General features: G+C 73.2%; 24 protein-coding genes and 1 riboswitch. Of the genes, 11 read left to right on the top strand and 13 right to left on the bottom strand.

All coding sequences use genetic code 11. The annotated features are described in order from the left end of the window. The first annotated feature begins 8 nt into the window (after positions 1–8). The 3 genes from H030_RS0113275 to H030_RS31945 all read left to right on the top strand — a co-directional run bounded on the left by H030_RS0113275 (position 9) and on the right by H030_RS31945 (position 4,397). Complete coding sequence (locus H030_RS0113275; RefSeq protein WP_027006456.1) at positions 9–644, top strand: response regulator; 636 nt, start codon at positions 9–11, stop codon at positions 642–644. Next, the gene (locus H030_RS37060) at positions 641–2,893 is read left to right on the top strand and encodes a PAS domain-containing protein (protein ID WP_051222608.1); all 2,253 of its coding nucleotides are present in this window, start codon (positions 641–643) and stop codon (positions 2,891–2,893) included. The genes H030_RS0113275 and H030_RS37060 overlap by 4 nt, the downstream gene beginning before the upstream one ends. Positions 2,894–2,990: 97 nt before the next feature. Then, entirely contained in the window at positions 2,991–4,397 is a 1,407-nt protein-coding gene (locus H030_RS31945) for a putative bifunctional diguanylate cyclase/phosphodiesterase (RefSeq protein ID WP_051222607.1), read from the top strand. A gap of 124 nt (positions 4,398–4,521) precedes the next feature. Here H030_RS31945 and ftsZ read toward each other — a convergent pair whose 3' ends face one another. The 3 genes from ftsZ to H030_RS0113250 form a co-directional block, all read right to left on the bottom strand. Further along, complete coding sequence (gene ftsZ, locus H030_RS31940; RefSeq protein ID WP_196809121.1) at positions 4,522–6,276, bottom strand: cell division protein FtsZ; 1,755 nt, start codon at positions 6,274–6,276, stop codon at positions 4,522–4,524. Positions 6,277–6,286: 10 nt separating this feature from the next. Continuing rightward, positions 6,287–7,042 (bottom strand): ParA family protein, encoded by a 756-nt coding sequence (locus H030_RS0113255; RefSeq protein WP_035127654.1) that lies wholly within the window; start codon positions 7,040–7,042, stop codon positions 6,287–6,289. 117 nt (positions 7,043–7,159) lie between these two features. Further along, on the bottom strand, positions 7,160–7,441 hold the full coding sequence (locus H030_RS0113250) for a hypothetical protein (RefSeq protein WP_155892031.1): 282 nt from the start codon (positions 7,439–7,441) through the stop codon (positions 7,160–7,162). Positions 7,442–7,558: 117 nt separating this feature from the next. Here H030_RS0113250 and H030_RS31935 point away from each other — a divergent pair, with 117 nt between their 5' ends. The 3 genes from H030_RS31935 to H030_RS31925 are packed head-to-tail and all read left to right on the top strand — an operon-like array spanning position 7,559 to position 10,472. Then, a complete protein-coding gene (locus H030_RS31935) occupies positions 7,559–8,485 on the top strand; it encodes an ArsA family ATPase (RefSeq protein WP_051222606.1) in 927 nt (308 codons plus the stop codon). Next, the gene (locus H030_RS31930; protein WP_051222605.1) at positions 8,482–9,636 is read left to right on the top strand and encodes an ArsA family ATPase; all 1,155 of its coding nucleotides are present in this window, start codon (positions 8,482–8,484) and stop codon (positions 9,634–9,636) included. Before H030_RS31935 ends, H030_RS31930 begins: the two co-directional genes overlap by 4 nt. Further along, a complete protein-coding gene (locus tag H030_RS31925; protein ID WP_035127652.1) occupies positions 9,636–10,472 on the top strand; it encodes an arginase family protein in 837 nt (278 codons plus the stop codon). Before H030_RS31930 ends, H030_RS31925 begins: the two co-directional genes overlap by 1 nt. Here the strand turns inward: H030_RS31925 and H030_RS0113230 are convergent. Next, positions 10,469–11,734, bottom strand: a complete 1,266-nt coding sequence (locus H030_RS0113230) for a hypothetical protein (protein ID WP_027006453.1) — start codon at positions 11,732–11,734, stop codon at positions 10,469–10,471. The genes H030_RS31925 and H030_RS0113230 overlap by 4 nt on opposite strands. Positions 11,735–11,903: 169 nt before the next feature. Here H030_RS0113230 and H030_RS37055 point away from each other — a divergent pair, with 169 nt between their 5' ends. After that, positions 11,904–12,560, top strand: coding sequence for a hypothetical protein (locus tag H030_RS37055; RefSeq protein ID WP_051222603.1), 657 nt, complete (start codon positions 11,904–11,906; stop codon positions 12,558–12,560). A 2-nt stretch (positions 12,561–12,562) separates the two neighbouring features. On the opposite strand, the gene H030_RS37050 is transcribed toward H030_RS37055, so the two are convergent. The 5 genes from H030_RS37050 to H030_RS0113200 form a co-directional block, all read right to left on the bottom strand. Beyond that, positions 12,563–14,293: an N-acetylmuramoyl-L-alanine amidase gene (locus H030_RS37050; protein ID WP_051222601.1), complete on the bottom strand. Its 1,731-nt coding sequence runs from the start codon at positions 14,291–14,293 to the stop codon at positions 12,563–12,565. 235 nt (positions 14,294–14,528) lie between these two features. Then, a complete protein-coding gene (locus H030_RS0113215; protein WP_027006452.1) occupies positions 14,529–14,903 on the bottom strand; it encodes a winged helix-turn-helix transcriptional regulator in 375 nt (124 codons plus the stop codon). A gap of 43 nt (positions 14,904–14,946) precedes the next feature. After that, positions 14,947–15,657, bottom strand: coding sequence for an AIM24 family protein (locus tag H030_RS0113210; RefSeq protein WP_027006451.1), 711 nt, complete (start codon positions 15,655–15,657; stop codon positions 14,947–14,949). A gap of 91 nt (positions 15,658–15,748) precedes the next feature. Then, positions 15,749–16,918, bottom strand: coding sequence for a type IV pilus twitching motility protein PilT (locus H030_RS31910; protein ID WP_231398437.1), 1,170 nt, complete (start codon positions 16,916–16,918; stop codon positions 15,749–15,751). A 126-nt stretch (positions 16,919–17,044) separates the two neighbouring features. Beyond that, positions 17,045–18,148 (bottom strand): sigma-70 family RNA polymerase sigma factor, encoded by a 1,104-nt coding sequence (locus tag H030_RS0113200; RefSeq protein WP_027006450.1) that lies wholly within the window; start codon positions 18,146–18,148, stop codon positions 17,045–17,047. A 317-nt stretch (positions 18,149–18,465) separates the two neighbouring features. Here H030_RS0113200 and H030_RS37045 point away from each other — a divergent pair, with 317 nt between their 5' ends. Continuing rightward, entirely contained in the window at positions 18,466–18,921 is a 456-nt protein-coding gene (locus tag H030_RS37045; protein WP_027006449.1) for a hypothetical protein, read from the top strand. A 4-nt stretch (positions 18,922–18,925) separates the two neighbouring features. Here the strand turns inward: H030_RS37045 and H030_RS39725 are convergent, their stop codons facing one another. Beyond that, positions 18,926–20,287 carry a hypothetical protein gene (locus H030_RS39725; protein WP_196809120.1) on the bottom strand — a complete coding sequence of 454 codons (1,362 nt, stop codon included), beginning with the start codon at positions 20,285–20,287 and terminating at the stop codon, positions 18,926–18,928. Positions 20,288–20,422: 135 nt separating this feature from the next. Continuing rightward, positions 20,423–20,592, top strand: a riboswitch (cyclic di-AMP (ydaO/yuaA leader). A gap of 59 nt (positions 20,593–20,651) precedes the next feature. On the opposite strand from H030_RS39725, the gene H030_RS37040 reads away from it, so the two are divergent. Beyond that, positions 20,652–21,389: a septal ring lytic transglycosylase RlpA family protein gene (locus H030_RS37040; protein WP_051222597.1), complete on the top strand. Its 738-nt coding sequence runs from the start codon at positions 20,652–20,654 to the stop codon at positions 21,387–21,389. Positions 21,390–21,450: 61 nt separating this feature from the next. Here H030_RS37040 and H030_RS0113180 read toward each other — a convergent pair whose 3' ends face one another. Next, on the bottom strand, positions 21,451–22,917 hold the full coding sequence (locus H030_RS0113180; RefSeq protein ID WP_027006447.1) for a hypothetical protein: 1,467 nt from the start codon (positions 22,915–22,917) through the stop codon (positions 21,451–21,453). A 90-nt stretch (positions 22,918–23,007) separates the two neighbouring features. Here H030_RS0113180 and glp point away from each other — a divergent pair, with 90 nt between their 5' ends. After that, the gene (gene glp / locus H030_RS0113175; RefSeq protein WP_027006446.1) at positions 23,008–24,195 is read left to right on the top strand and encodes a gephyrin-like molybdotransferase Glp; all 1,188 of its coding nucleotides are present in this window, start codon (positions 23,008–23,010) and stop codon (positions 24,193–24,195) included. Here the strand turns inward: glp and H030_RS0113170 are convergent. Next, complete coding sequence (locus tag H030_RS0113170) at positions 24,192–24,752, bottom strand: CGNR zinc finger domain-containing protein (RefSeq protein WP_027006445.1); 561 nt, start codon at positions 24,750–24,752, stop codon at positions 24,192–24,194. The genes glp and H030_RS0113170 overlap by 4 nt on opposite strands. A 55-nt stretch (positions 24,753–24,807) precedes the next feature. Between H030_RS0113170 and H030_RS31895 the strand changes: the two genes are divergently transcribed. Then, positions 24,808–25,719 (top strand): DMT family transporter, encoded by a 912-nt coding sequence (locus tag H030_RS31895; protein ID WP_081690793.1) that lies wholly within the window; start codon positions 24,808–24,810, stop codon positions 25,717–25,719. A gap of 15 nt (positions 25,720–25,734) precedes the next feature. Here the strand turns inward: H030_RS31895 and H030_RS0113160 are convergent, their stop codons facing one another. Then, positions 25,735–26,589 (bottom strand): DICT sensory domain-containing protein, encoded by an 855-nt coding sequence (locus H030_RS0113160; protein ID WP_027006444.1) that lies wholly within the window; start codon positions 26,587–26,589, stop codon positions 25,735–25,737. Positions 26,590–26,645: the final 56 nt, after the last annotated feature.

Raw genomic sequence — 26,645 nt, 5'->3', positions numbered from 1 at the left:
AAGGCGGCATGAGCCGTGTGCGGGTGTTCGTCGCCGACGACCACCCGATGTACCGAGAGGGTCTTTGCCGGGCGATCAAGGAGCGCCCGGACCTGGAGCTCGTCGGCGAATCCGCCGACGGTCGCACCGCGCTGCCCGAGATCCGCCGTCTGACGCCTGACGTCGCCGTGCTCGACGTGCGCATGCCCGGGCTAACAGGGACGGAAGTGCTGAACGCGATCGCCCGCGAGCGGATCCAGACGCGCGTCGTCTTCCTCTCCGCCCACGTCGACTCCGAGCTCGTCTACCGCGCGGTCGCCCTCGGCGCCGCGGCCTACCTCTCCAAAGAGGCGGACCGTTCCACGATCTTCGACGCCGTCGTCGCCGTCGCCCGCGGCCAGACCGTCCTGAGCCCCGAGATCCAGTCCGGCCTCGCCGCGCAGATCCAGCTGCGCGAGACCGAATCGCGCCCGGTCCTGAGCCCCCGCGAGCAGGAGGTCCTCCGCCTCATCGCCGAAGGCGGCTCCGCCCCCGAGATCGCGCGCCAGCTCCACCTCAGCCCGTCGACCGTCAAGACCCACCTCCAGTCCCTGTACGAGAAGCTCGGGGTCTCCGACCGCGCGGCAGCGGTCGCCTCGGCGATGCGGGCGGGACTGCTGGAGTGAGCGGCGGGATCGACGCCCATCACGCACAGGAGCTGTTCAGCGTCTCGCTGGACCTCCTGATCGTGGTCGACGTCGACGCCAGGATCGTCAGCGTCAACCCGTCCTGGCAGCGCGTCCTCGGCCACCGCGCCGAGGACATGATCGGCCACTCGATCTACGAGTTCCAGCACCCGGACGACGTCCGCCGCACCCGCACCGAGCTGGCGCTCGTCTCCGCCGGCCGCGCCTCGGCCGCCTACGAGAACCGCTACCGCCACGCCGACGGCCATTACGTCTGGCTGCGCTGGTCGAGCGCACTGGAGCCCAACGAGGGCGTCGTCTACGGCGCCGCGCGCGACATCACCGACGAGCGCCGCGCGCTGCGCGACGCCCAGGCCGCGATCCGCCGCATGGAGGACGCCCAGCACGTCGCGCACGTCGGGTCGTGGGAGTGGAACCTCCGGACCGGCATCCGCCACTACTCGCGCGAGATGTTCCTGATCCAGGGCCAGACCCCCGACGACGAGCCGTGGGGCATGGACGAGCTCCTGGACCGCGTCGACCCGGCCCACCACCAGCGCCTGCTCGACGCCCGCGCGCAGATGTACGCCGAGCCCGGCCCGGTGCACGTCGAGTACCGCCAGCTCTACCCGCGCGAGCGCTGGGTCTCGACCGTCATGGAGGCCCTGCGCGACGAGCAGGGCGAGCCCTACCTGCTGCGTGGCACGACCCAGGACGTCACCGAGCTGCGCGTCAACGAGCGCCGCCTCGCGGAGGCCGAGCGCCTCGCCGACATCGGCTCGTTCGAGTGGCGCGTCTCCGACGGCGCGGTCGTCTGGTCGGAGGGCACCTACCGCCTCTTCGGCCGCGACCCCAAGCTGCCGCCGCTGACCGGCGACGAGATCATCCCGCTGAGCCTGCCCCACGAGATCGAGCGCTGGCAGGACGTGCAGGCGCTGACCGCGACCGGCGAGCCGTGGACGCTGGAGTTCTCGATCCCCCGCCCGGACGGCCCGGGCCGCCGCGTGATCTCGGTCCGCGGCGAGGCCTACGAGTCCGGCGACGACACCTACGTGCGCGGCACGATGCAGGACGTCACCGGCCAGCGCCGGATCGACCAGCAGTCGCAGGCGATCGCGCGCCTCGGCCAGCTCGCGCTCGGCAGCAACGACCTCAAGATGCTCTTCGACGAGGTCTGCCGCGTCGCGCTGGACCTCCTCGACGTCGACATCGCCCACGTGCTCGCGCTGCAGGGCGACGGCTCGTTCGCCTACGCCTCGATGCTCGGCCTCGGCGACGTCCAGCGCGGCACGGCGATCCCGGCCGGCCAGGCGTCGATCGGCCGCAACGCGCTGGAGGTCGTCGAGCCGATCGTCGTCGACGACTGGCTCGACGAGCCCGAGCAGCCTTACTCGGAGTACCTGCGCGGCATGGGGATCCGCTCGACCGCGACCGTCGCCGTGCAGGGTGACCCGCAGCCGTTCGGGATCATCGCGCTGCACTCGCTGACTCCCGGAGTGGCGGGAGCCGCACAGAACTCCGCGTTCCTCAGCGCGCTCGCCTCGTTCCTGGCGACCGCGATCGAGCGCCTGCGCCACGAGGCCGAGATCGCCGCGCTCGCCACGCTGCGCGGGCGCCTGGTCGCCGAGAACCTGGAGGCCGAGGAGCGCGTGCGCCAGCGGATCTCCGAGCAGCTGCACGACGGCGCGCTGCAGGACCTGCTGGCCGCCCGCCAGGACCTCGTCGAGGCCGCGGGCGTGGCCGATGACTCGGTCACGCGCGACGAGATGCTCGGCTACGCGCGCGAGGGCGTCGAGCGCGCGGTCAAGCTCCTGCGCGAGGCCGTCCACGCGCTGCACCCGGTCGTCCTGCAACATGGTGGTCTCGAAGCGGCGATGCAGGCGGCGGCCGACCAGGCCGCACGCCAGGGCTCGTTCCGGGCCGAGGTCAGCGTCGACCCCGCGGCCGCGGGCCTGCGCGACGAGCTGGTCCTGTCGGTCGCGCGCGAGCTGCTCAACAACGCGGCCAAGCACGCGCAGGCCGACGTCGTGCAGGTCACCGTCGCCCGCCAGGACGGCACGGTCCTGCTGGAAGTGGCCGACGACGGCCGCGGCCTGGACGCCGACGCGGTCGCCGCCGCGCCGATGAACGGCCACATCGGCCTGGCGTCGCTGACCCAGCGCGTCGAGGCCGTCGGCGGCACGCTGGACCTGCGCGGCGAGCCGGACGGTGGAGGGACGACCGTCCTGGCCCGCCTGCCGATCGGCTGACCCCCACCATCCTCCGATCGGTGGAGGTCCGTGTGCGGCTGCGGACCCTTCGGTCCCCCGGTGGTGTAGACCACTTCGAGGCGCGATCCTTGGTCCCATGCCCTCCCTCCGTCCCCGCGACTGGCGCCTTCCCCGCCGCCACCGCGCTCCATCCTCCCCCGTTGAAGACTCCAAACCGCTGCGCGAACTGGACCTCGCCGGCCACGACGCCCTGCGCGACGACCTCACCGGCCTCGCCAACCGCAAGGCCCTGCACCGACGCCTCGAAGAGGCGCTGACCGAACCCGACGCTCGCGCGGCGTTGCTGCTGCTCGACGTCGACGCCTTCAAGGACGTCAACGACACGCTCGGCCACGACGCCGGCGACCTCGTCCTGCGCCAGGTCGCCCGCCGCCTGGAGCACGTGGCGCTGGAGGCCGACCTCCTGGCCCGCGTCGGCGGCGACGAGTTCGCCGTCCTGCTGACCGGCGAGCAGGCCGACGAGGCCTCCGCCGTCGGGCGCCGCCTGCGCGGCCTGCTCGAGGCGCCGCTGGAAGTTGAAGGCCTTGGGCTGCGCCTCGGCACGAACATCGGGATCGCGCTCGCGCCGCGCCACGCCGCCGACGCGACCGGCCTCGCCCGCCGCGCCGACGTCGCGATGCACCTCGCCAAGACGCACCGCACGTCGATCGAGATCTACTCCCCGGATCGCGACAGGCACTCCCCCGCGCGCCTGGCGCTGACCGCCGAGCTGCACGCCGCGCTGGAGTCCGGCCAGCTCGAGGTGCACTACCAGCCGCAGGCCGACGTCCGGACCGGCGCCGTGCGCGGCGCCGAGGCGCTCGTGCGCTGGCGCCACCCCGAGCACGGGCTGATGCCGCCCGCCGCGTTCCTGCCGCTGGCCGAGCGCGCCGGGCTGATGGGCCCGCTGGCGCTGCACGTCATCGAGGACGCCGTCGGCCAGTGCGCCGCCTGGCGCGCGAGCGGCCGCGAGCTGACCGTCGCGGTCAACCTCAGCGTCACGAACCTGATGGACCCCGACCTCCCCGCGGAGGTCGCCGCGCTGCTGAGCGAGGCGGGGCTGCCGCCGCGCCTCCTGGAGCTGGAGATCACCGAGGAGCTCGTGATGGCCGACGCGGTCGGGCCGATCGGCGTCCTGCACGAGCTCAAGGAGCTCGGCGTCCGGCTGTCGCTCGACGACTTCGGGACCGGCTACTCGTCGATGGCCTACCTGAAGCACCTGGCCGTCGACGCGCTGAAGATCGACCGCTCGTTCGTGCGCGACATGGCCGACTCGCACGAGGACGCGGCGATCGTCCGCTCGATCGTCGCGCTGGCCCACGCGCTGGACCTGGAGGTCGTCGCCGAGGGCGTCGCCACGCAGCGCGCCTGGTTCGCGGTGCGCGACGCGGGCTGCGACGTCGCCCAGGGCTTCCACCTCGGCCGGCCGATGGCCGCCGAGGGCTTCCGGACGTGGCTCGACGCGCAGGGCGCCGAGTCGCCGCAGTCCGGCTGCGCCTCGTAGTCCTACAACCTGCGCGGGATACGCACGGTGGCGACCACCGCCCGGTGGTCGCGGAACGACCGAGGGCCCGCGGTCGGCGCGGGCCCTCGAAGGTGCTTCGGGAAGTGTCGCTCTCCACCGTGCGCTAGCGGCGCGGCAGGAACTCCGGGACGTCGAGGTCGGAGACCACTCCGCCGGTCCCGCGGCTCGCGGTGATGCGCTGCCGCGGCTGCGCAGCCTCACGCGAGGACGGGGTCACACGCTCTATGCGCGGCTCGCCGGCCGGCTCCTCGACGGGCGCCGAGCGGCGCTTGGGCTGGTCGCTGTAGCGCGTGGCCACGACCGTCACCCAGACCTGGTCCTCGAGCTTGTCGTCGACCATCGCGCCGAAGATGATGTTCGCGTCCGGGTGGGCGGCCGCCGCGACGGCCTTGGCCGCCTCGTTGACCTCCCACAGCGACAGGTCGCGACCACCGGTGATCGACAGGAGGATCGACCGTGCGCCCTCCATGCTCGTCTCCAGCAGCGGCGAGGACACGGCCTGCTCGGCCGCCTCCAGCGCGCGCTTGTCCCCGACGCCCATGCCGATGCCGAGCAGGGCGGCGCCGGCCTCGGACATGATCGTCCGGACGTCAGCGAAGTCGAGGTTGATGATGCCCGGGAGCGTCACCAGGTCCGACACGCCCTGCACGCCCTGGCGCAGCACGTCGTCGGCGACGCGGAACGCGTCGACCATCGACGTGTGCTTGTCCAGCACGCTGAGCAGGCGGTTGTTCGGGACGACGATCAGCGTGTCGACCTCGGCGTGGAGCTGCTCGATGCCGAGCGTCGCCTGCTGCGAGCGGCGGGAGCCCTCGAAGCCGAACGGCTTCGTGACGATGCCGACGGTCAGCGCGCCGATCTCACGGGCGATGCGCGCCACGATCGGCGCCGCGCCGGTGCCCGTGCCGCCGCCGGAGCCGGCGGCGATGAACACCATGTCGCTGCCCTTCATGAGCGACTTGATGCGGTCGTACTCCTCCATCGCGGCCTGGCGACCCAGGTCCGGGTTGGAGCCGGCGCCGAGGCCACGCGTGACCTGCGGGCCGATGTGCAGCGTGATGTCGGCGGTCGACTGCTGGAGCGACTGGAGGTCCGTGTTGATGGCGAGGAACTCCACGCCCTGGACCTCGGCCTCGACCATGCGGTTGACCGCGTTGACGCCGGCGCCACCGACGCCGACGACGCGGATCACCGGCGAGCCGGCGACCTTCGCGGGCCACGGCGACTCGTCGTAGGCGTTCGCGGAGCGCGCGTACGGGTCCGCCGCGGGGGCCGGAGCCGCTGCCACGGGGGCAGCAGGCGCGGGCGGCGCAGGCGGGGCGACGGGCGTCTCGGCGACCGGTGCGGGAGCGGGCGGCGCGGCGGGAGCCTCGGGCTCCGGCGTGCGGGCCGGCTCGGGCGCCAGGATGTCCTCCGGCAGGTCGGCGGCGAACGCGTTGCGCAGCCGCTCCTGCGCCGACGGGCGCGCGGCCTCGTCGGCGTTCAGCGACGGGTGCGGGTAGCCGGTCTCGCGCGGGTGCGGAGGCGGCGTCTGCGCCGGGCCGGAGTCCCGCAGCGGGTCGGGCTCGCGCCGCCGGGCCGCCGCCGGCGTGGCCGGCGGGACGGGCGGGTCGAACGACTGCTGCGCGACCGGCTCCTGCACCGGAGCCGGAGCGGCCGGGACCGGAGCGGCCGGCGCCTCGGCGCGCGGCTGCTCGGGAACGGGCGCCGGGGCCGGAGCCGCGGGCTGCTCGGGAGCGGCCGCCTGCGGCTGCTCGCTCGCAGGCGCGTCGGCCTGCGGCGCCGCGGCGGGCGTCGTCTCCTCGGGAACGTCTTCGTCGGTGCGGCGGAAGAGGGCCGCCAGGGGGCCCTCCCGCATGCTCGCGCGCTTACCGCTTGCCATTGGCGAGAACCTCCGTCGCGAGATCGCGATAGGACTGGGCGGCCATCCCGTCCGGATCGTACTTCAGGACCGACATCCCCTTCACAGGGGCCTCCGCGAAACGGATCGTCTTCTTGATCCGCGATGCGAAGACACGGTCCCCGAAGTTCTCCTCCAGGATCTCGATGGCCTCCTTGGCATGGACCGTGCGGGTGTCCATGAGGGTCGGCAGGATGCCCTCGATCTCGACGTCCGGGTTGAGGTTCTCCCGGATCATCTGGAGGGTGTTCTGCAGCTGGATCAACCCGCGCATGGAGAGATACTCGCACTGCACGGGGACGATCACCTTGTCCGCGGCCGTCAGGGCGTTGATCGTGAGCAGCCCAAGGCTCGGCGGCGTGTCGATGCAGATGAAGTCGTAGTCGTCCTCGATCGCCCTGAACGCCTTCTGCAGAGAGCGCTCGCGCCCGATCTGGGCGGACATCGCGATCTCGGCGCCGGCAAGGTCGATCGAGGCGCAGGCCACGTCGATCTCGCGGGAGCGGATCACGTCCTTGATGGGCATGTGGTGGACCAGGACGTCGTACATCGACGTCTCGACCGTGTCGGGGTCGATCCCTTGGGACATGGTCAGGTTGCCCTGAGGATCCATGTCGACGCACAGGACGCGATTGCCCTTCTCGGCGAACGCGACGGCGAGGTTCAGGGTGGTCGTCGTCTTGGCGACGCCGCCCTTCTGGTTGGCGAAGGCGATCACCTTCATCGGGATGCTGTCTCCCTCACGGAATGCTCCGTCGTGGTCGGTTCGGGACCCATCGCGAGGGGGATTCGCTCCCTTTCGGTCGTTTCCTCCCGGGGTTGAGCGGCTTTGGCCGGACGTCTACACGCGGACGTCCACGCTGCGACCGGACGTGCTGTCGTCCGATGAACGGGTGGAGCCGTCCGCCGGCTCGGCGTCGGACTCGCCGGTGTGCGCGTCGGACGAGCTGGAACCGGACTCGGCGGCCGCCTCGATGGCGACCGTGACCGCGGGTCCCGCCGTGGCGAGGGCCTTGGTCAGCTCACCGTCGACGAACGGCTCGGGCGGCTTGGCGAAGGTCCGCTGCAACAGGACTTCGGCCAGCGTCGGTGCTCCCTGCGGGAAGCTGGGCGAAAGTGACATGGTCAAAGCGACATCGGCTTCTTGACGCCGGGTGTTAGCGCTCTGCCACCTCCTGGACGATCGATCGACGCCGATAGGGTCCGGAGCCTGTCCATCGAGCCGCTCCTGTCGAAGCCGTTGCTCGTCGTCACCGGGAAGGGCGGCGTCGGGAAGTCGACGGTCTCCGCTGCCCTGGGGACGGCCGCGGCGGCGCGCGGGCTGCGCGTGATCGTGGCCGAGGTCGCGGCGCGCGACGACGTGTCGCGAGCGTTCGGCGAGGCCGGCGACGCCAGGACGTTCGTCGAGCGCGACCTCGGCGACGGGCTGCACCACATCTCGATCGACCCCGAGTCGGCGCTGGAGGAGTACGTCAAGGACCAGCTCCCGCGCGGGCTGGCGGACGTGCTGGCGTCGTCGCGGCTGTTCTCCTACCTCGTCGCCGCGACGCCGGGGCTGCGCGAGCTGCTGACGGTCGGGAAGGTCTGGGAGCTGGCCCAGCCGGACCGGCGCACGCCGGGCGCGCATCCGTATGACCTCGTGATCCTCGACGCGCCCGCCACCGGTCACGGCGTCGCGGTGCTGACCGCGCCGGGGACGTTCGCGGGCGCCGCGCGCGTGGGACCGGTCGCGCGGCAGGGCGGGAAGATCCACGACATGTTGGTCGACCCCGCGCGCACGGCGATCCTGGCGGTCGCGACCGCGGAGGAGATGCCGGTCAACGAGACGCTGTCGCTGCGCGACGCGCTGCGGACGGAGCTGGGCGGCCAGGACCTGGCGGCGGTGGTCGTCAACGGCGTGCTGCCGGGACGGTTCCGGAGCGCCGAGGCGCGCGCGCTGGCTGCCGCTGGCGAAGCTGCGGGTGCCGGCGCCGGCGCGCCCGCCGCGCGGGCGGTCCGGGCGGCGCGCGTCGAGGAGGCACGTGCGCGGGCGCACCGCGCGCAGGTCTCGCGGCTGCGGCGCGGGCTCGGCGCGGGCGTCCCGGTCCGGACGCTGCCGTACCTGTTCGAACACGAGGGGCTCAGCGGCGACCAGCTCGCGCGGCTCGGCGAGGAGCTGCTGCGATGAACGGTGACCTGATCGAGCGGCTGGCCGGGAAGCGCGTGGTGGTGTGCGCGGGGTCCGGCGGCGTGGGCAAGACCACCACCTCGGCGGCGGTCGCGATGGGCCTGGCGGCGCGCGGCGCGCGCGTGTGCGTCGTGACGATCGACCCCGCGCGGCGGCTCGCGGACGCGCTGGGGATCGCGCAGCTGGGCGGCGAGCCCAAGCGCGTCGACGACGCGCGCTTCGCCGGCCACGGGATCGTCATCGGTGACGGCGGCGAGCTGTGGGCGCTGATGCTCGACCCCAAGAGGACGTTCGACGAGCTGATCGCGACGCTCGCCCCGGACGCCGCGGCGCGCGACGAGATCCTGGAGAACCGGATCTACCGCGAGCTGTCGAGCGCGGTCGCGGGGTCGCAGGAGTTCACGGCGATCGCCAAGTTGTATGAGTTGGAACGCAGCGGGCGGTTCGACGTCATCGTGCTCGACACGCCGCCGTCGCGCAACGCCCTGGACTTCCTCGACGCGCCGGACCGGCTGACGGGCTTCCTGGAGGGCCGCGCGCTGCGGATGTTCCTGGCGCCGTCGGGGCTGGCGGCCAAGCTCGTCGGGCGCGGGACGAGCGTGGTGTTCGGCGTGCTGCGCCGCGTCACCGGCGTGGACCTCATGAACGACCTGTCCGGGTTCTTCCTGGCCTTGAGCGGCGTGCTCGACGGGTTCCGCGAGCGTGCGGCGGCGGTCAAGGCGCTGCTGGCCGATGACGGGACCACGTTCCTGATCGTCACCTCGCCCGAGCGTGAGGCGCGCGAGGAGGCGATCTTCTTCCGCGGCAAGCTGCGCGAGGCGGGGCTGCCGTTCGGCGGGCTCGTCGTCAACCGCGTGCACATCCTCGCGCCGTCGGCGCCGCCGTCGCTGGACGAGATCGCCGCCGCGCTGGACGGCGACGCCGCGCTCGCGCGCAAGGCACTCCGGACCCTCGACGAGTTCCGGGTCCTCGCGGCGCGCGACGAGTCCGCCCTCGCCCGCCTCGCCGCCGCCACCGGCGACCCCGACCCGATCGTCGTGCCCCAGCTCGACGGCGACGTCCACGACGTCGACGGCCTCGTCCGCGTCCACCGCCACCTCTTCGCCGAGGGCGACGCGCGCGCCGCGCTGCTCGCCGGTGCCGCGTTCTGATGGGCGACCGCTTCTCCTATCCCCCGCTCGCGCTGATCTGCTGGCCGTTCGAGGCGGGGACGCCGGACCTCGGGATGGGCGCGGGCGCGTCGCTGCTGGCGGGCGACAGGGAACTTCATGATGTCCTTGCCGCCTGTGGCTGGACGCCGACGCTGGAGCGGATCGCCGCGTCCGCCGACCCGCTGGCGGGCGAGGTCACGCGGATCTTCGACCTCCTGCGCGCGCACGCGCTGGCGGTCCGGGCGGCGGTCGGGCGCGGCGCGTTCCCGCTCGTGCTCAGCGGCGGCTGCATCAGCGCGGCGGCGACCGTCGCGGGCGCGGGCGCCGACGGCGCCGTCTGGTTCGACGCGCACGCCGACCTCGACACGCCGGAGGACAACCTCTCCGGCTCGATGGACGTCCAGGCGCTCTCGATCGTGACCGGCAGCGCGTGGCAGGCGTCGGCCCGCGCGATCCCCGGCTTCACGCCCGTGCTGGAGTCCGCGGTCCAAGTTGTAGGGGTGCGCGACCTCGCGGACTACCAACGCCTACATCTTGACGCTTCCGGCGTCGTGGTCGGCCTCGCCCCGGACTTCCTCCCGTTCCGGACCTACCTCCACGTCGACCTCGACGTCCTCGACGCCGACCGCGTCGGCCGCGCCAACCGCTACGCCTGCGCCGGTGGCCCCACCACCGACGAGGTCCTCGACGCGATCGACACGGTCTTCGACAACACGACCGTCGCCGCCGCCGCCCTCTCGGCCTACGAGCCGCGGGTCGACCGCTCAGGATCCGTGCGCGACGCCGCCCACGCGATCGCGCGCCGCATCGCGACGCGCGCCCGCGAGCAGCGCTAGACGATCGTCCGCTGGCGCGCGTCTTCTTCGGCGAACATCTCGTCGGCGACCGCGCGCAGGTCGGAGTCGAGGTGGCCGCAGAGGACGTCGCGCAGCAGCGCGCGCAGCCAGCCGGTCAGCTCCTCGACGGGATCCTCCAGCGCGGTGTCCTCGGGCGCGACGCCGGCGACGACGCTGCGCTCCAGCGAGACGAGGTGCGCGATGCGCTCGGTCACCTGGGCGCGCTGCTCCGGAAGCGCGCAGAGGGCGGCGACGCGGCCGGCGAGCCTGCCGGTCTGCGGGCCCTCGGGCTCCAGCAGCGCGCGCAGGGCGAGCAGGACGTCGGTCAGCGCCTCGGACGGGCGCATGCGGTCGGTGGCCAGCTCGAAGCGGCCGAGCGCCCACGCCAGCTCGCCGGCGCGCGGCGTGCGGCGGCCGATCAGCGACAGGAACGCGCGCAGCTCGTCCTCCTGCTGTTGCGGAACCACGCAGACGCCGCGCGGACGCGCGCCGCCGCCGAGCGCGAACGGCTGCCAGGCGCCGCCGCCGGTCCGGGCCCAGGCGGTCCGGGCGAGCACGAAGCCGGTCGCGTCGTACAGGCGCAGGCCGGTGAGCAGGCGGCGCAGGCGGACCTGCGCGTGGCGCAGCGGGGCTTCGTCGCCGGGCGCGGCCTCCCAGGTCAGGCGCGCGAGGACGACCTGGTGGCCGTCGTCGCGGGGGCGGGTCGCGTCGGCGGGCGCGTCGTCGAGGCACGGCGCGCCGGAGCGGGTGAGCGACAGGCCCTCGCCGAGCGGGATCTCGTCGGTCATCAGCGCGAGCCCGAGGATCGGCGCGACGACCTCGGTCAGCGCGCGGCCCTCCATGACGATCGACTCGAGCTCCTCGTAGGCGCGGGCCATGCGGTCGGTCGTCAGCTCGAAGTCGGTCTGGTCCTCGAAGACGCGCGTGAGGAAGTGGCGCAGCGCGCCCTCGGCGCGGGCGCGCGGCTGGGCCGGGAACCCGTTCTCGCCGCGCGCGACCAGGTAGGCGTCCAGGCCGCCGCAGGCCGCCAGCGCGTGGACGGCGGGCGCGAAGCTCGTCAGGCGGCCGAGGATCGACAGGCGCTCGTCGATGAAGTCGGCGGTCAGCGGCCTGTAGCAGTACAGCGGCGCCTCCCGGCGGGAGCCGGACAGCTCGATGACCTCGAACGGGAGCTCGGCGCCGTCGGCGGCGTCCGAGGCGAGCTGGAAGGCGGCCTCCTCGGCGAAGGCGGCCAGCGCCGCGTGCAGCTGGCGGTTGCGCATGCCGTGCCGTTTCGCCTGAGGTGGGCGGTTCTCCTGCGTTTCGCAAGGTTCGTTGCAGGATGTCCGGCGGATTTGCGCAGGGGATGTGGAGGTTTCGCTGGGCAATGCCGTGCAACGGCATCTTTAGGTGAGGAGGGCTGGACGGGGACGCCGAAGACCGGGGCAGCTGATGTCCCTCCGAGCCGTTCTCGCGTTCCTCATCGCCGGCGTCGTCGTGGTCCTTCCGGGCCGGGCGGATGCCGCGAGCAGGACCGACGGGACCGGCGGCACCAGCTACACGAGCTCCACACACGGCGGCACCGCGGCACAGGCACAGGCGTCCCAAGGGGCGCCTGTGCCGACCGCGACCGCGCCGTCGACCACCGCCGTTCCGGGATCCACCACGGTTCCGGGGACGACCGCCGCGCCCGTCGCCCCCGCGACCGTCGATCCGGCCACCGGCCTCGCGGCCGCCCCCGCCGGCGCACCCACCGCGGTGACCGCGCTGATCGCCGCCGGCAACCAGATCGCGACGTTGCCCTACAAGTACGGCGGCGGCCACGGCTCGTTCACCGACAGCGCCTACGACTGCTCCGGCAGCGTGTCGTTCGCGCTCCACGGCGCCGGCCTCCTCGCCGCGACGCTCGACTCCACCGAGCTGTCGACCTGGGGCCGCTCCGGCGCCGGCCGCTGGATCACGATCTACGCGAACAAGACCCACACCTACCTCGTCGTCGCGGGCATCCGCTTCGACACCTCCGGCCAGAGGGCCGCGGGCGGCACCCGCTGGCAGGCGGCACTGCGGTCCAACAAGGGCTTCAAGGTCCGCCACCCGGCGGGCTTCTAGCGTCAGGCGCTGGCGGTCGTCCCGCCGGTGACCGGCGGCACCGCGGACTGCTTGCGGACCGCGCGGACGTAGAGCGCGGCCGCCGAGGCCTTGAGGTGGCCGGAGCCGGTGTGCGGCGTGAGGCGGTAGAGGCCGGGCCTGGTCAGGCGGATCGAGGAGCTGAAGGCCGCGCGGCGTGGGCGGATCGTCGTCGTGCCGACCTTCTTGTAGGTGCCGTCGGCGGCCTGCTTCTCGATCGTCACCACGACGGGCGCCAGCGGCCGGACGGTGCCGGAGACGGGCACGGACCTGCCGGCCTTGACGCGGGTCGTCTTGGTCTTGGCCACCAACAACGGCGTGCAGGCGATCGAGACCGGCGAGGTCACCGCGGGGTCGGCGGCGCCGGGAACGGCGGCGCGGGCGCGGAGCTTGCCGGTCGCGCGCCAGGCGACGCCGGCCGACCAGGTGCCGTCGGAGCCGGACGTCGTGCGCGCGATCGTCACCCAGCCGGTCGAGCCCTGCTTCTGGAGCAGCACCCTCTGGCCGGCGAGCGGCGTGCCGTCGCCACGGTGCAGGGTCCCGCTCACGCTGACCTTCGAGCCGTACACGGCCGACGCCGCGGGCGGCGACATCGCCAGCGCGGCGGTCGTGGCGACGGGCGCGGTCACCGCGGGCGCGATCGCCGCGGTCTTCGTGCGCAGCGTTGGCAGTTGCGCGTAGAGCGCGTCGCCGGGGCACTCGGTCGCGTCGCCGTCGCGGTGGCCGCTGATCCGCTGGAACGTCACCGGCGTGCCCGACCGGTACCTGTTGTCCTCGCCGCCGGCGCTCGTCAGCGTCACCTGGCCGACGACGGGTGAGCCGTGCAGTGGGAGCTTCCAAGCGATCAGCTTGCTCAACGCATCCAGGGCCGCGTCGGTCTGGCCGACGGCGGTGAACGTCCCGATGTTCGCGATCCCCGTCGAGTGCGAGTTGTAGCCCTGCGCCTGGGCGCCGATGACGGCCTGGTCGATGCCGCCCGCGCGGCCCTCGAAGATCTGCCCGTACTTGTCGACGACGAAGTTGTAGCCCAAGTCGTTCCACCCGTTGACGTCGCGGTGGTACTTGGCCATCGACAGGACGATGCCGGCGGAGTCCTCGGGCGCGTAGTCGTTCGCGGAGACGGTGTGGTGGACGAACGCGACCTGCACGTCGCCGTAGTCCGGCGCGGCCCGCGGCCTGACGCCGTCCCCACCCCACGCGCTGCGCGGGATGATCGTCGGCGTCGCGCCCAACTGCGACGAATGTGCACGGGCCGGACGGGCGATGCGACGGATCTGCGGCGAGACCGCGACGAACCGGACGCTCAGCGCGCCCGCGGGCCGCCGCGCGGCGCGCAGCTGCAGCTCGTCGGCGCCGCCGGCCCAGACGGGGTCCGAGGCGTGCGCGCCGGTTCCGGCGTCCGGGCGGTGGTCGTGCCCGGAGCCGAGCGGCACCCACGGCGACCAGGCGCCGCCGCGCGCGCGGACCCGGACCTCCAGGCCCAGCCCGCTGCGCGCCGCTCCCGCGACGCCGAGCAGGTCGAAGCGCGCGGGCGCGCGCAGGACGTCGGTCGCCCGGCCGCGCCCGAAGGCCGACCGCGCGACGGGCAACGAGAACGCACGGGTCAGCGCACCGCTGCGCGCCCATGCGGGCGTCGACGCGGTGACGACGGAGGACAGTCCAGCGGCAGCACCCAGCGCGAGGGCACGCCGCCGCGTGAGCGACGGGGCGACCACGCCCCCAAAGCTAGCCCGACGTCCCCCATCCGCAACCCATGCACGCATCCGTGCCATCGAGACCGGAACCCGACCATCCGCGCGATGTTGCGAATGAAGCCACAAGTTTCGGGACACCAGGCCGTTGCAGCATCCGAACTTCCCGCACAGGACGTAGGGGTACGCCTGGTTGTTGGTGGAGGTGGCGACGGGTCGGGAGCCCGTCGCCCGCCGCCTCCGCGTAATGCCGAAGGCGTTACAGCGCGGCGGCGATCGCTTCGGCGTCGAGCGCCGGAGCTTCTGCGTCGGAGGCGCCGCACTCGGCGCCGAGCCAGGTCGCGCCGTAGGAGCGCATGTCCTCGATGATCGGGAGCAGCGCGACGCCCTTCGGCGTCAGCGCGTACTCGACCCGCGGCGGGACCTCGCCGAAGGTGTGACGCTCGACGATGCCCTCTTCCTCCAGCGCGCGCAGCCGCAGCGACAGCGTGCGCGGCGAGATGCCGGCCAGCGACCGCTCCAGCTCGCAGAAGCGGGAGTGCCCCTCCGCGAGGTCGCGGATCAGCAACAGCGTCCACTTCCCGCAGATGATGTCCGCCGTCTGGCAGACCGGACACGTGGGATCTACGGGCATTCACCCATGACTATACAAGGTGAAGTGCCCGCATCCCCCGGGCTCAGCCGCCCAGGAGGCTCCCCAGCGCGCCGCCGTTGCTGCCCTGCGGCCCGCTCGCCACGACCTGGCCCTCGGACGGCTGCACGAGCACCCAGCCCTCGCCCTGGAACGCCATCTGGACCGACTCGCCGGAGCCCCTGCCGATCAGGTTCTTCATCTTGACGTCGGTCTTCATCGCGGTCGTCACGCCGCCCGACCACGTGATCGCGGCCTGCGCGTCGGCGAACGTCGGCGCGCTCGCCACGTTGAGCAGGACCGGCGGGCCGTCCGACAGGATCGCCACGAAGCCGGTCCCCTGCAGCGACATGTTCCACAGGCCGCCGCCCATCATCCCCGAGGCGCCCCTGATGCGCTCGATGTCCCACGCGATGTCGGTGTCGAACGCGAGCAGGTTCGGCCCGTTGACCGTGATCTTGTCGCCCTCGAGGTAGACCAGGTGCACGTCCTGCGCGGAGTCCGCCAGGAACACCTCGCCGGAGCCCGTGACCTTCATGAGGTCCTGGCCCTCGCCGGTCACGGCCTTCTTGAGCATCCGCGACATCCCGCCGGACCCCGCGTGCTCGAAGGTCACGTCGCCCTGGTAGGCGACCATGGACCCCAACTTGGCCTGGATCGTGTGGCCCGCGAGCGAGACCTTCAACAGCTTCGAGTTCTGAAGCGCGAAGGCGTCGCTGGACTGCGTCTCTTTGTACTGCGCCAGTGTCGTCTGCATGTCTGGCGCACACCCTTCCGGACCTACGCCGGTCCGGCAAGGCGGTTAGCCGCACACCAACCCCTAGGGGTCGCTCCCGAGACGACGCGGACTACCGCAGCGCGCTGCCGCCGAGGCCGAACGTCGACGCCTCGGTCCGCTGGTCCTCGGCCTGCGTGAGGTCGTCCATCGTGGTCCCGCGGCGGCCGTCGGCGGCGACCAGCAGCTTGAAGTCGTGCGGCGACGACGCGAAGTTCATCGCCTCGTCCATCGAGATCCGCCCGGCCTTCAAGTGATGGAACAACGCCTGGTCGAACGTCTGCATCCCGTAGTAGCCGCCGTCGGCGATGACCTCGGGGAGCTTGCCGGTCTGCTGCGGGTCCATGATCATGTCCTTGACCCGCCCGGTCATGCGCAGCACCTCGCACACCGCGACGCGGCCCCTGCCGTCGGACGTCGGCACCAGGCGCTGCGACACCGCGCCCTTCAGCGTGCCGGCGATCATCGCGCGCACCTGGTTGTGCATGTGCGGCGGGAAGAACTCGATCAGGCGGTTGACGGTCTCGGCGGCGTCCACGGTGTGGACGGTCGAGAACACGAGGTGGCCGGTCTCCGCAGCGGACAGCGCCGTCTGGACGGTCTCCTCGTCGCGCATCTCGCCGATCAGGATCACGTCCGGGTCCTGGCGCAGGACGCGGCGCAGGGCGGCCTTGAAGTTCTGGGTGTCCATGCCGACCTCGCGCTGGTTGATCACCGAGCGCTTGTCGACGTGCAGGAACTCGATCGGGTCCTCGACCGTCACGACGTGGCGGGCGCGGGTCGAGTTGATGTGGTCGATCATCGACGCCAGCGTCGTCGACTTGCCGGAGCCCGTCGTGCCGGTCAGCAGCACGATCCCGCGCTCCTCCTCGGCCAGCTCGCGGATGACCGGCGGGAGGTCGAGCTCCTCGATCGTCTTGATCCCGTACGGGATCGCGCGCATGACGATCGACACACTTCCGCGCTGCCGGAACGCATTGACACGGAATCGCGCAAGGCCGGCGACGGCGTAGGCGAAGTCGCACTCGCCCTCGGAGTCAAACTCCGCGAGCTTGGTGGTGTCGTCGCCGAGCATCATCCGGACGGCGCCGTCGGTGTCCTCGGCGCTCAGCGGCTCGGCGCCGGGGATCGGCACGAGATCGCCGTCCACACGGCAGAGCGGCTGCGACGGGACCTTGAGGTGCAGGTCGGACCCGTTCAGCTCGATGAGCTTGCCCAGGGCGCGGTTGAGATCGAAGGACACGTCCAAGTGATCGACCCTCCCCATTCCGGGTGAAGGGGGTTCGCGCGTTATTGGACGAAACGCGGAAGACCCGCCGTGAAGCGGGTCTTCCGTGTACTGCCTATGTGTTCGGGCGCGGGTCGCGGGTCAGGCGACGTCGCGGAGCTTCTGGGCCTCCGCGAGGGACTGCAGCTTCTTGAGCGACTGGTTCTCGATCTGGCGGATCCGCTCGCGCGTCACGTTGAACGTGCGGCCGACCTCGTCCAGCGTGCGCGGGTGCTCGCCGCCGAGGCCGTAGCGCAGCTCCAGCACGCGGCGCTCGCGGTAGGAGAGGTTCTCCAGCGCCTCACGGAGGGCTTCCTTCGTGAGGATCTCCGCCGCGCGCTCGTACGGGGACTCCGCACGCTCGTCGGCGATGAACTGGCCGAACTCCGACTCCTCCTCGTCGCCGACCGGCTTCTCGAGCGAGACCGGCGCCTGGGCGGAGCGCTTGATCGAGTCGACCTCTTCGGGGTCGATCCCGGTGACCTCAGCGATCTCCTCCGCGGTGGGCTCGCGGCCCAGCTCGGTGACGAGCTTGCGCTCGGCGCGGCCGATCTTGTTCAGCTTCTCGACGACGTGGACCGGGATGCGGATCGTGCGCGCCTTGTCGGCGAGCGCGCGGGCGATCGCCTGGCGGATCCACCAGGTCGCGTAGGTCGAGAACTTGAAGCCCTTGCGGTAGTCGAACTTCTCCGCCGCGCGGACGAGGCCGAGCGTGCCCTCCTGGATGAGGTCCAGGAACGGCAGGCCCTGGTTGCGGTAGTTCTTGGCGATCGAGACGACCAGGCGGAGGTTCGACTCGACCATCTTCTGCTTGGCGTCGAGGTCGCCGCGCTCGATGCGCTTGGCGAGATCGACCTCCTCCTGGGCGGTGAGGAGCCGGACCTTGCCGATGTCCTTCAGGAACAGCTGAAGGGAGTCGGTGGTCATGTCCGGGCGCAGGTCCAGCGCCTTCTGCGTCCTGCGGCGCGTCCGCTTGTCCGGCGCGCGCTCGACCTCGTTGGCGGCGGTCGACGCGGGGTCGATCTCCTCGACCAGCTCGATCTCGCTCTTCTCGAGGAAGCCGTGAAGGTCTTCGACGTCCGACTCGTCGAGGTCCAACTCGGAGACGGCGGTCGCGATCTCCGCGAACGTCAAGACGCCGGTCACCTGGCCGCGTGCCAGGAGTCCCTTGATCTCCTCGAGTTCCTGAAGTTCAACTACTGACATCGACGTCCGTTCAAGTTCGCCGGCCAGGCGTGCCGGCAGTGGTTATCGGGGTACGGAGGACGGTTCAGAACGCAGCCGGGCGTCAGCAATAGCGACGCTACTGTCCGAACTTAAGCAGCAGGGTAGTCCCTGTTTTTGAGAACGGCAACGGTGTGTGACCGCCGTCACACAGTTCGTGCGTTCTCGTCAGACGACATACGCCGCTCGTCCTGGTTCGTTTCATGGATTCGGTACAGGGGTGCATCGGCTGGCTCGCGCCGGTCCTGGAGTCCCGGTGGTGAGATCTCAAACGTACGCGGGGCATAGGATCTGGCGGTATGAGCCCCGCGGATCGCGAGCGCGACGTCCTGACGAGCCTGCCCAACGCACGCCCGACGCGGCGCAGCGCCAAGCGAGCCCCGCGCGCCGGCGCGGCCGCCGAGGCCGCGGGCGAAGAAGTGGCGAAGAGGCCCGCGGAGGCGCGCAAGACGGCGCCCAGGAGGGCGACGGCGGCGAAGAAGCCGACCGCCGCGAGGCCGAAGGCGGCCGCCGCTCCGAAGCCGAAGGCCGCGACTCCCGCCGCCGCCGAGAAGCCGAAGGCCATCCCTCCGAAGCCGAAGGCGACGGTCCCGCCCGCGGGCTGGGCGTCGCCGCGCGAGGAGCGCGCGCATGACGGCTCGACGGGCGACCTCATCGGGACCGCGGTCCAGGCGGTCGGCGAGCTGGCGCAGATCGGCCTGACGTACGGCGGCCAGGCGCTGAGGCAGGCGCTGTCGCGCCTGCCTCGCCCCTAGGCGCCTACTTCGTGCGGCGCACGACCTTGCCGTCCTTGTCGCGCACGGTGAGGTTGAGGCCGAGCTGGCTGGTGATCGGGCCGGGCCGGAAGGCGCGGTAGGCCAGGACGATCCGGCGGGTGTCGAGGTTCAGCGGCAGGATCAGCGTGATCCGGCCGTCCGGACGCGTCTTGAGGCCGGTCTTCGTGAGCCTGCGCAGCTTGCCGCCGACCTCGTGGTAGACGTCCAGCCGTGCGCTGCCGACGGCCTTCCTGGTGGACTTGGTCCGCAGCAGGCCGCGGATCACGACGCGGTTGCCGTACTTGGACGTGAACGACCTCTTGTGGTTCTTGACGAACCACGCGTCGAGCTTCGCGTCCTTGCCGGAGACGGTCGTCGTGCCCTGGGCGCCGACGGTCCCGCCGCTCCCGGTGCCGGTCCCGCCCGAGCCGGAGCCCGTGCCGTTGCCGCCGCCGGCGACCGTCCCGTTGGCCTTCGGCAGCACGACCGGCCCGTAGACCGGCGTGACGTTGCCGCCCGCGTCCTCGACGTCGACCTCGACCGCGTGCTCCTGCAGCGGCAGCTTGAGGACGTCGTAGTCGACGCCCTGGGTCGCCGTCGCCGGGCACGGGGCCGGCGTCGAGAACTCATACGGATCTGCGTCGGTCGGGTCGATGTCGTTGCACGCCCCGCCGATCGCGGTCGCCGACGCGACCTTGCCGTCGACCCGGACGACCGTCCGGTAGACGCCGCCGCCGGTGTCGGCCGCGTTGTAGGTGAAGCGGATGCGGCCGCTGGTCGAGCCGTCGTCGACGACGGTCTTCGAGGTCACGGTCGGTGCGGCGGGATCGCGTAGGACCACGCGCGGATCGGTGATCGTCGCCTGCGGCGGCTGGCCGCCCTGGGTGCAGACGTTGGGGTCGTCGGCGCCGCAGCCGAAGCTGAACAGCACCTGCGCGGCGTCGAGGCCGACCGCGTCGAGCGGACCGGTCAGGTTGCCGGTGCACGTGTCGGTCGGGCCGGGCGCGCAGGCCTCGATCGTCTTGCCGTCCGCGCTCAACGCGTAGGAGAACGCCCGGACGCTGCCGACCGTCATCCCCTGCGTCACGCGGCCGAGCGTCACGCGCGCGATCCGGGTCCCGGCCGGCGCGGTGAAGCGGTGGAACGCGAACGTGCCGCCGTCCCACGGGCCCGTGCCGGTCAGCGCGGCGGTCAGGCCGCCGCCCTGCGCGCACGCGTCGGTCGCTGCCGCGCCGGTGTCCGCGTGGGCCTCCCAGCCCGCCGCGCACCCGCGCACGGTGTAGGTGTCGGCCGACGCGCTCCCAACGGCGCCGCCCAGCACCAGCGTGGCCGCGAGCGCGGCCACCGCCCCTGCTCTGTTCTTCATGGTTCTCCGGAAGTCGGTTCTCTGATGGACCAGAAGGGCCGCATCGCCGGCCCTTGCCAACGGCCGTGCTTCGGGCCGTAACCGGAGTTTCCTGCGGCCGGGGGCTCGCCGCACGGGCCGTACGTTGTTATGCTCCCGCGCCGTCAGCCGAGTCCGCTCGCCACCTCGGGCGAGTGGAGCGGGGGAACCACCTGTGTCGCTTCGTTCTCGTTGCGGCACCGGGGCGAATCGGTCCTGTTGATCCGTAGCGCCGTCATCCGGCGCGAGCCCGCCAGCTAACCCCGTAGGCCGTTGGATGAGGACCTACACAGAGTTGCCGAAGACGAACCTTCTTGCCACGGGCGCCGCGTGCGGTGTCCTGCTCATGCTTCCCGCCGCGGCGCTCGCCGACGACGCGGGTGCCTCCGCCACGCCCGCGGCCGCTCCGTCGCCGGGCGGGATGGTGTTCGCCGACCCCGACGCGCCGACGGTCTTCGCCGACGGCTCGACGCTGACCGCGCCCGCGGGCGAGCTGGTCGGCGACGTCGTGAGCGTGTCCGGCGTCGTGGCCGGGACGAAGCCGGGCGACGCCGTCGTCGTGCAGCGCGCCGATCTCGTCGCCGGGTGGATGACGATGGCGAACGCCGTCGTCGGCGCCGACGGGCACTACAGCGCGTCGTTCAAGGCCGACCGTGCCGTGAAGACGACGCTGCGCGCCGTGCCGGCCTCGTCGGCCGCGTCCGCCGCGTCGCGTGCCGTCGTCGTGGCTGCGACCGGGTCCGCCGCGCCCGAGGGCCGCGCGCTGACGCTGTACCGCCGCGCGAGGGTCACCTGGTACGGGCCGGGCTTCTACGGCAAGAAGACCGCCTGCGGCGTGCGCCTGAAGAAGGCGACGCTCGGCGTGGCGAACAAGACGCTGCCGTGCGGGACGATGGTCGACCTGTACAACAACGGTCAGACCGTGACCGTCCCGGTGATCGACCGCGGCCCGTTCAAGAAGGGCACGTCCTACGACCTGACCTCCGCGACGGCCGCCGCCATCGGCGTCGTGGCGACGCAGACGATCGGCGCCGTCCGCTCTGCGCCCGTCACGGCGGCGAGCACCGCCGCAGCGAAGAAGTAACGCCCGCGGCGTTACGCCAGCGGGACGCCCGCAGCGCGGGCGGCGAGGGCTCCCTCCGGCGTTACGCGAGCGGGACGCCCGCGGCCCGCGCGGCGAACATGCCCTCGTCCGCTCGCGAGGCGAGGGTGTCGAGCGTGTCGCCGTCGCCGGGGCACGTCGCGAGGCCGATCGAGGCCGAGAGCGGCGCGCCGCCGAGCTGGGCGTGGGCGATCGCGGTCGCGACGCGGGTGCCGAGGTCGCGGGCGGCGGCGGGGTCGCGGTCGGGTGAGGTCAGCCACCAGCGGCCGAGGCGCTCCCGGACGACGAGGTCGGCGGGGGCCAGCTCGGCGGTCAGGCCGCGCTCGGCGGTCTCCAGCGCGAGCGCGACCTCGCGGCCGGACTGCGCGGCGAGCAGGCGATCGAGGTCGTCGACCTCGACGACGAAGACCGCGAACGGGCGCCCGTCCTGCTCGCGCCGCTCCAGCCGCCTGGCGATCGCGGCCAGCCACGGCGGGCCGGTGTCGCGCGCGTCCTCCCAGGTGGTGTCGACCGCGCGCAGCCGCGTGACCGTCGGCGCGTCGCGCGCCGTGGCGTACATGTCGGGCTCGGGCGCCGTCGTCCGCGGCGCAGCCGCGAGCTCCTCGGCGAGCGTCGCCAGCGGATCGCCGTCCTCGACCACCGGAGCACCCGGCAGGTCGACGATCCGGACGCCCGCCGGCGGCGCCGCGATCGGCTCATCCTGCCGCTCGCTCGGCGCGACCCGCGCGGAAGGAACCGCGCCCGTGAAGTCCTCGGCGCTCGGGACGTGCGGCGCGCCGTCCTGCGCGAAGTCGTCGCGGCTCGTGATCCGCGGCGCGCCGGGGCGGGCGAAGTCGTCGCGGGTCGGTGCGAAGTCGTCGCGATCGGCGCCGCGCGGCGAGCCCGGCTGCGCGAAGTCGTCGCGGGTCGGCGCGAAGTCGTCGTGGCTGGCCACGTCGCCGTCGTGGCTCGGCGGCGCTGCGGGGCGGGGGGCGAAGGCGCGGATGCCCTGGGCGGCGGTCGGTGAAGCGGTGGCGGCGAGGGCGTCGGCCAGCGGGCCTTCGCGCCTGCCGGGCGTCTCGGCGCCGAGCGCGGGCAGCGCGGCCTCGGTCACCCGCGCGCAGACGTAGGCGAGGCGGTCGCTGAGATCGGCGACCAGCTCCGGGTCGCCGTCGCGCAGCTCGGCGCGCAACGCGCGCCAGGTGACGGCACGCAGCGCCTCGACGCCGGCGGTCAGCGCACCCGCGGTCCGGGCGCCGGTCAGCCGCGCGGCGGAGGCGGCCAGCGGCGCGCGCCCGTCCCCCACGACCAGCCGCTCCAGCGCGGCGGTCGAGCCCAGCGCGGCGAGGACCGCGCCGCACAGCGCCGGCCCGCCGCGCGCCAGCTCGGCCGCGGGCACGTGACCGGCAGCGGCCAGCGGCGCGTCGGCGACGAGCGCGAGCAGCCAGGCCTTGGCGACGACCGCGGGATCGACCGCGGGTGCATCCGCGACCGGTCGCGGCCGGCGACCGTGTGGAACAGCTCCATCCATGGAGCGTGCATCTTTGCACCACAACCTGACGTATTGATGAAGGTCCGACCGCGAACCTGCACGATTGGCCAGGCGGGCACAATGCCGACCGTGACCCCGCTTCCCTCGATCGACGAGGCCCGCGCGACGCTGCTGGCCGCCGTCCACCCGCTCGACCCCGTCAACCTGCCGGTCGGCGACACGCTCGGGCTCGTGCTCGCCGAGGACGTCCCGGCGGCCCACCACGTCCCGGCGTTCGCCAACTCCGCGATGGACGGCTACGCGGTCCGCAGCGGCCAGGCCGGGCAGAAGCTCCGGATCGCGGGCGAGTCGCGGGCGGGCGCGCCGTACGAGGGGACGGTCGTCGACGGCGAGGCGATCCGGATCTCGACCGGCGCCGCGCTGCCCGCGGGCGCCGATGGCGTCCTGCAGGTCGAGCTGGTCGACGAGGACGACGCGAACGCTGCGGTGGTCCTGCGCGAAGACGTCGCACCTGGACGCAACGTGCGCGACGCGGGCACCGACCTGCGGGCCGGGACGCGCGTGCTGGCGCGCGGGACCCGGATCGGCCCGGCGGAGCTGGGCGTCGCGATCGGCGCCGGGCGCCAGGGGCTGCTGGTGGGACCGCGGCCGCGGCTCGCGGTGATCTCGACGGGCGACGAGCTCGTCGAGCCCGGGACGCCGCTGCAGAACGGGCAGATCCACGACTCCAACGGGCCGATGCTCGCCGGGCTGGCGGCGCGCGCGGGGGCCGAGGTGGTCGGGCGCGGGCACGCGGTCGACGATCCGGAGGCGACGCGCGCGGTGATCGCCGAGGCGCTGGAGGTCGCCGACGTCCTGGTCCTGGCCGGCGGCGTGTCCGTCGGGCCGCACGACCACGTCAAGCCCGCGCTGCTGGAGCTCGGCGTCGAGGAGCTGCTGTGGCGCGTCGCGCTGCGTCCGGGCAAGCCGACGTGGCTGGGCCGCCGCGGGCGGCAGCTGGTCTTCGGGCTGCCCGGGAACCCGGTCAGCGCGTACGTGACGTTCCTGCTCTTCGCGCGCCCGGCGCTCAACGCGCTGCAGGGTGCCGACGCGACGGTCCCGCGCAGTTCCGCAACACTCGCGGTCGACGTCCCGCGCAACGAGGGCCGCGACGAGCTGATCCGCGTCCGCCGCCGCCCCGACGGGACCGTCGAGCCGACGGGCCCGCAGGGCTCCCACGTGCTGTCGTCGCTGCTCGGCGCCGAGGCGCTGGCGATCATTCCCCGCGGCGCGGGCGCCGTCGCCGCGGGGACCGAAGTGACGCTCGAGCCGATCTAGGCGCCGGCCGCCGCGCGGTGGGCGCGGACGCGGGCGCGGTTGCCGCAGGTCGACGTCGAGCACCACTTCTTGCGGCCCGACGGGTCGAGGTAGAGCTTGCGGCAGATCGGCTCGGCGCAGGCGTGGATCTCGGGCATGCGGGGGCCGGTGAGGTCTTCGAGGGCGGTGCGGGCCAGGCGGCCGAGGGCCTCCTGGACATCCAGCGGCGGGCGGCGGGTCAGCCGCGGCCGGACCTCCAGCTCCAGCGGGGCGGACGCACGGCCGGCGTAGCCGTCGACGACCGCCAGCGCCGACTGGTCCGGGCCCCTGCCGTCGATGACCGAGAGCGCCACCGACCGCAGCGCGTCGCGCAGCACGCGGGCGGCGGGCAGGTCGTCCTCCCTCACCCCGCGGTCGGGCCGCAGCCCGACGGCGCTCAGGAACTCCTCCAGCCGCTCGACCGTCGGGATCCGCTCCGCCGGCGCGTCGCTGAACGGATAGCCCTGCGTCGTCAGGAAGTCGAGCCACGGCGCGCCGCCGTCGTAGCGCAGATCGGTGTGGGTGACCCGGTCGGGCATCGTGCCGACGAGTGTAATGGACATCCCATTACGAGGTCTGCTAACGATGTAATGCATGACCCGTTACATGCCTCTCGTGGCGTTCGTCCCGCTGTGGTCCACCGGCTACATCGCCGGCACGATCGGGACCGACCACGCGCCCGCGCTGCCGCTGACGACGTTCCGGTTCGTGCTCGCGGCGGCCGTCCTCGCGGCGCTGGCGCGCGCCGCGCGGGTGCCGTTCCCGCGGGACCGCAGGACGCTCGGCCACCTCGCGGTCGCCGGCGTGCTGCTGCAGGCGGTGCAGTTCGGCTGCGGCTACCTCGGGTTCGCCGCCGGGATCCACGCGGCGCTGGCGTCGCTGATCTACTCGGTCGCGCCGCTGGTCGTGGCGGTCGCCGCGATCCCGCTGTTCGGCGAGCGCCTCAGCGGTCGCGCCTGGCTCGGCCTCGGGCTCGGCTTCGGCGGCGTGCTCGTCGCGGTCGCCGACGGGCTCAGCGGTGTCGGCGGCGGCGGGATCGTGTGGTCGGTCCTGGCGATGCTCGGCCTCGCCGCCGGGACCCTCTACCAGCGCCGCTTCGCGCCCGCCGTCGACCTGCGCGCCGGCGGAGCGGTGTCGCTCGCGACCGGAGCGATCGTCGTCGCGCCGGTCGCCGCCCTCCACGGCGGCCTGCACCTCCCCACGAACGCGCACGCGCTCGGCGCGCTGGCCTGGCTGGCGCTCGTCAACTCCGTCGGCGCGATGTCGTTGTTGTTGTGGCTGATGCGCCGCGGCGGAGCGGCCGCCGTGACCTCGATGCTCTACCTCGTCCCACCCGTCACCGCGCTGATGGCCGCCGTCGTCCTCCACCAGCACCTGACCGCACCCGTCCTCGCGGCCCTCGCGATCTCCGCCCTCGGCGTCGCCCTGACCACGACCGCGAAGCGCCCCGAGCCACGCCAGCCCACGGCGACGCCCGCAGCCGCGCCGGCCCGAGGAGGTCGCTAGGCGAGCGCGAGGTGGCTAGCGGTTGGCGGCTTCGAGGTAGGCGACCATGCGGTTGGTCAGCGCCGTCAGCGCCGGCACGGGTTCCTCCAGTGCCAGGGGGCGGTCCGCCAGGAGCTCCTCGAGGCGTTCGCCGAGCGCCGGGTCCGCCCGGCCCGCCAGGCGTGCCGCGACCTGCGCCGCGCGGCGGGTCGCCTCCGCGTCGATCGTCCAGATCGCCTCGAACAGCCGGTCGCCGTCGCGCGGGCCGCCGGGTTCGTTCAGCCCGGGCTGCTCCCAGGCCAGCAGGCAGGCTGCATAGCCGGGGGCGTCGATGACGACGGCCCACTCGTTGCCAAGCACGTCGTCCATGCCGATCTGGATCTCCACCGGCGCGCCGGCCGGACGCCGCACGGCCGCCTCGAAGTCGGCGAACACCGCCGACGCATCGGCGTGCAACGCCAGCCGCCGCCAGCGCTGCTCGACCACCCGGTAGAAGCGCTCCTGCTGGAACGCCCCGAACACGACCGGCGCCGCGGCCAGCGCCAGCGCCTCGTGCTCGATCGCCTTCGACAGCGCGACCAGCGTCGACTTCCTCAGCGTCTGCGGCTTCGCGCCGCCGTCCTGCGCCGCGACCGCCGCGTAGATCGACGGGTGGTCGCTGACCCCGCCCGTGTCCTGCGCGCGCGAGATCGCCGCGGGCACCGACAGCCCGCGATGGCGCAGCGCAAGCACCTTGCGCAGCGCGTCGACGTCGTCCTCCGTGTACCGCCGGTACCCGGACGCGGTGCGCTCCGGCACCGGGAAGCCGTAGCGCTGCTCCCACATGCGGATCGTCCCGGCGGCGATGCCGGTGCGTTCCGCAACGTCCTTGATGGCCAGATCCGTTGTCACATTTCCCCTTGATGCGTCGAGCGCCTTGCACGTTCAACGAGCTGTTGAGTGTTCCC

The organism is Conexibacter woesei Iso977N (genome assembly GCF_000424625.1).
Taxonomy (GTDB): domain Bacteria; phylum Actinomycetota; class Thermoleophilia; order Solirubrobacterales; family Solirubrobacteraceae; genus Baekduia; species Baekduia woesei_A.
Note: the sequence above shows the minus strand (reverse complement) of the source record. Positions and strands in the feature narration are given on the sequence as shown.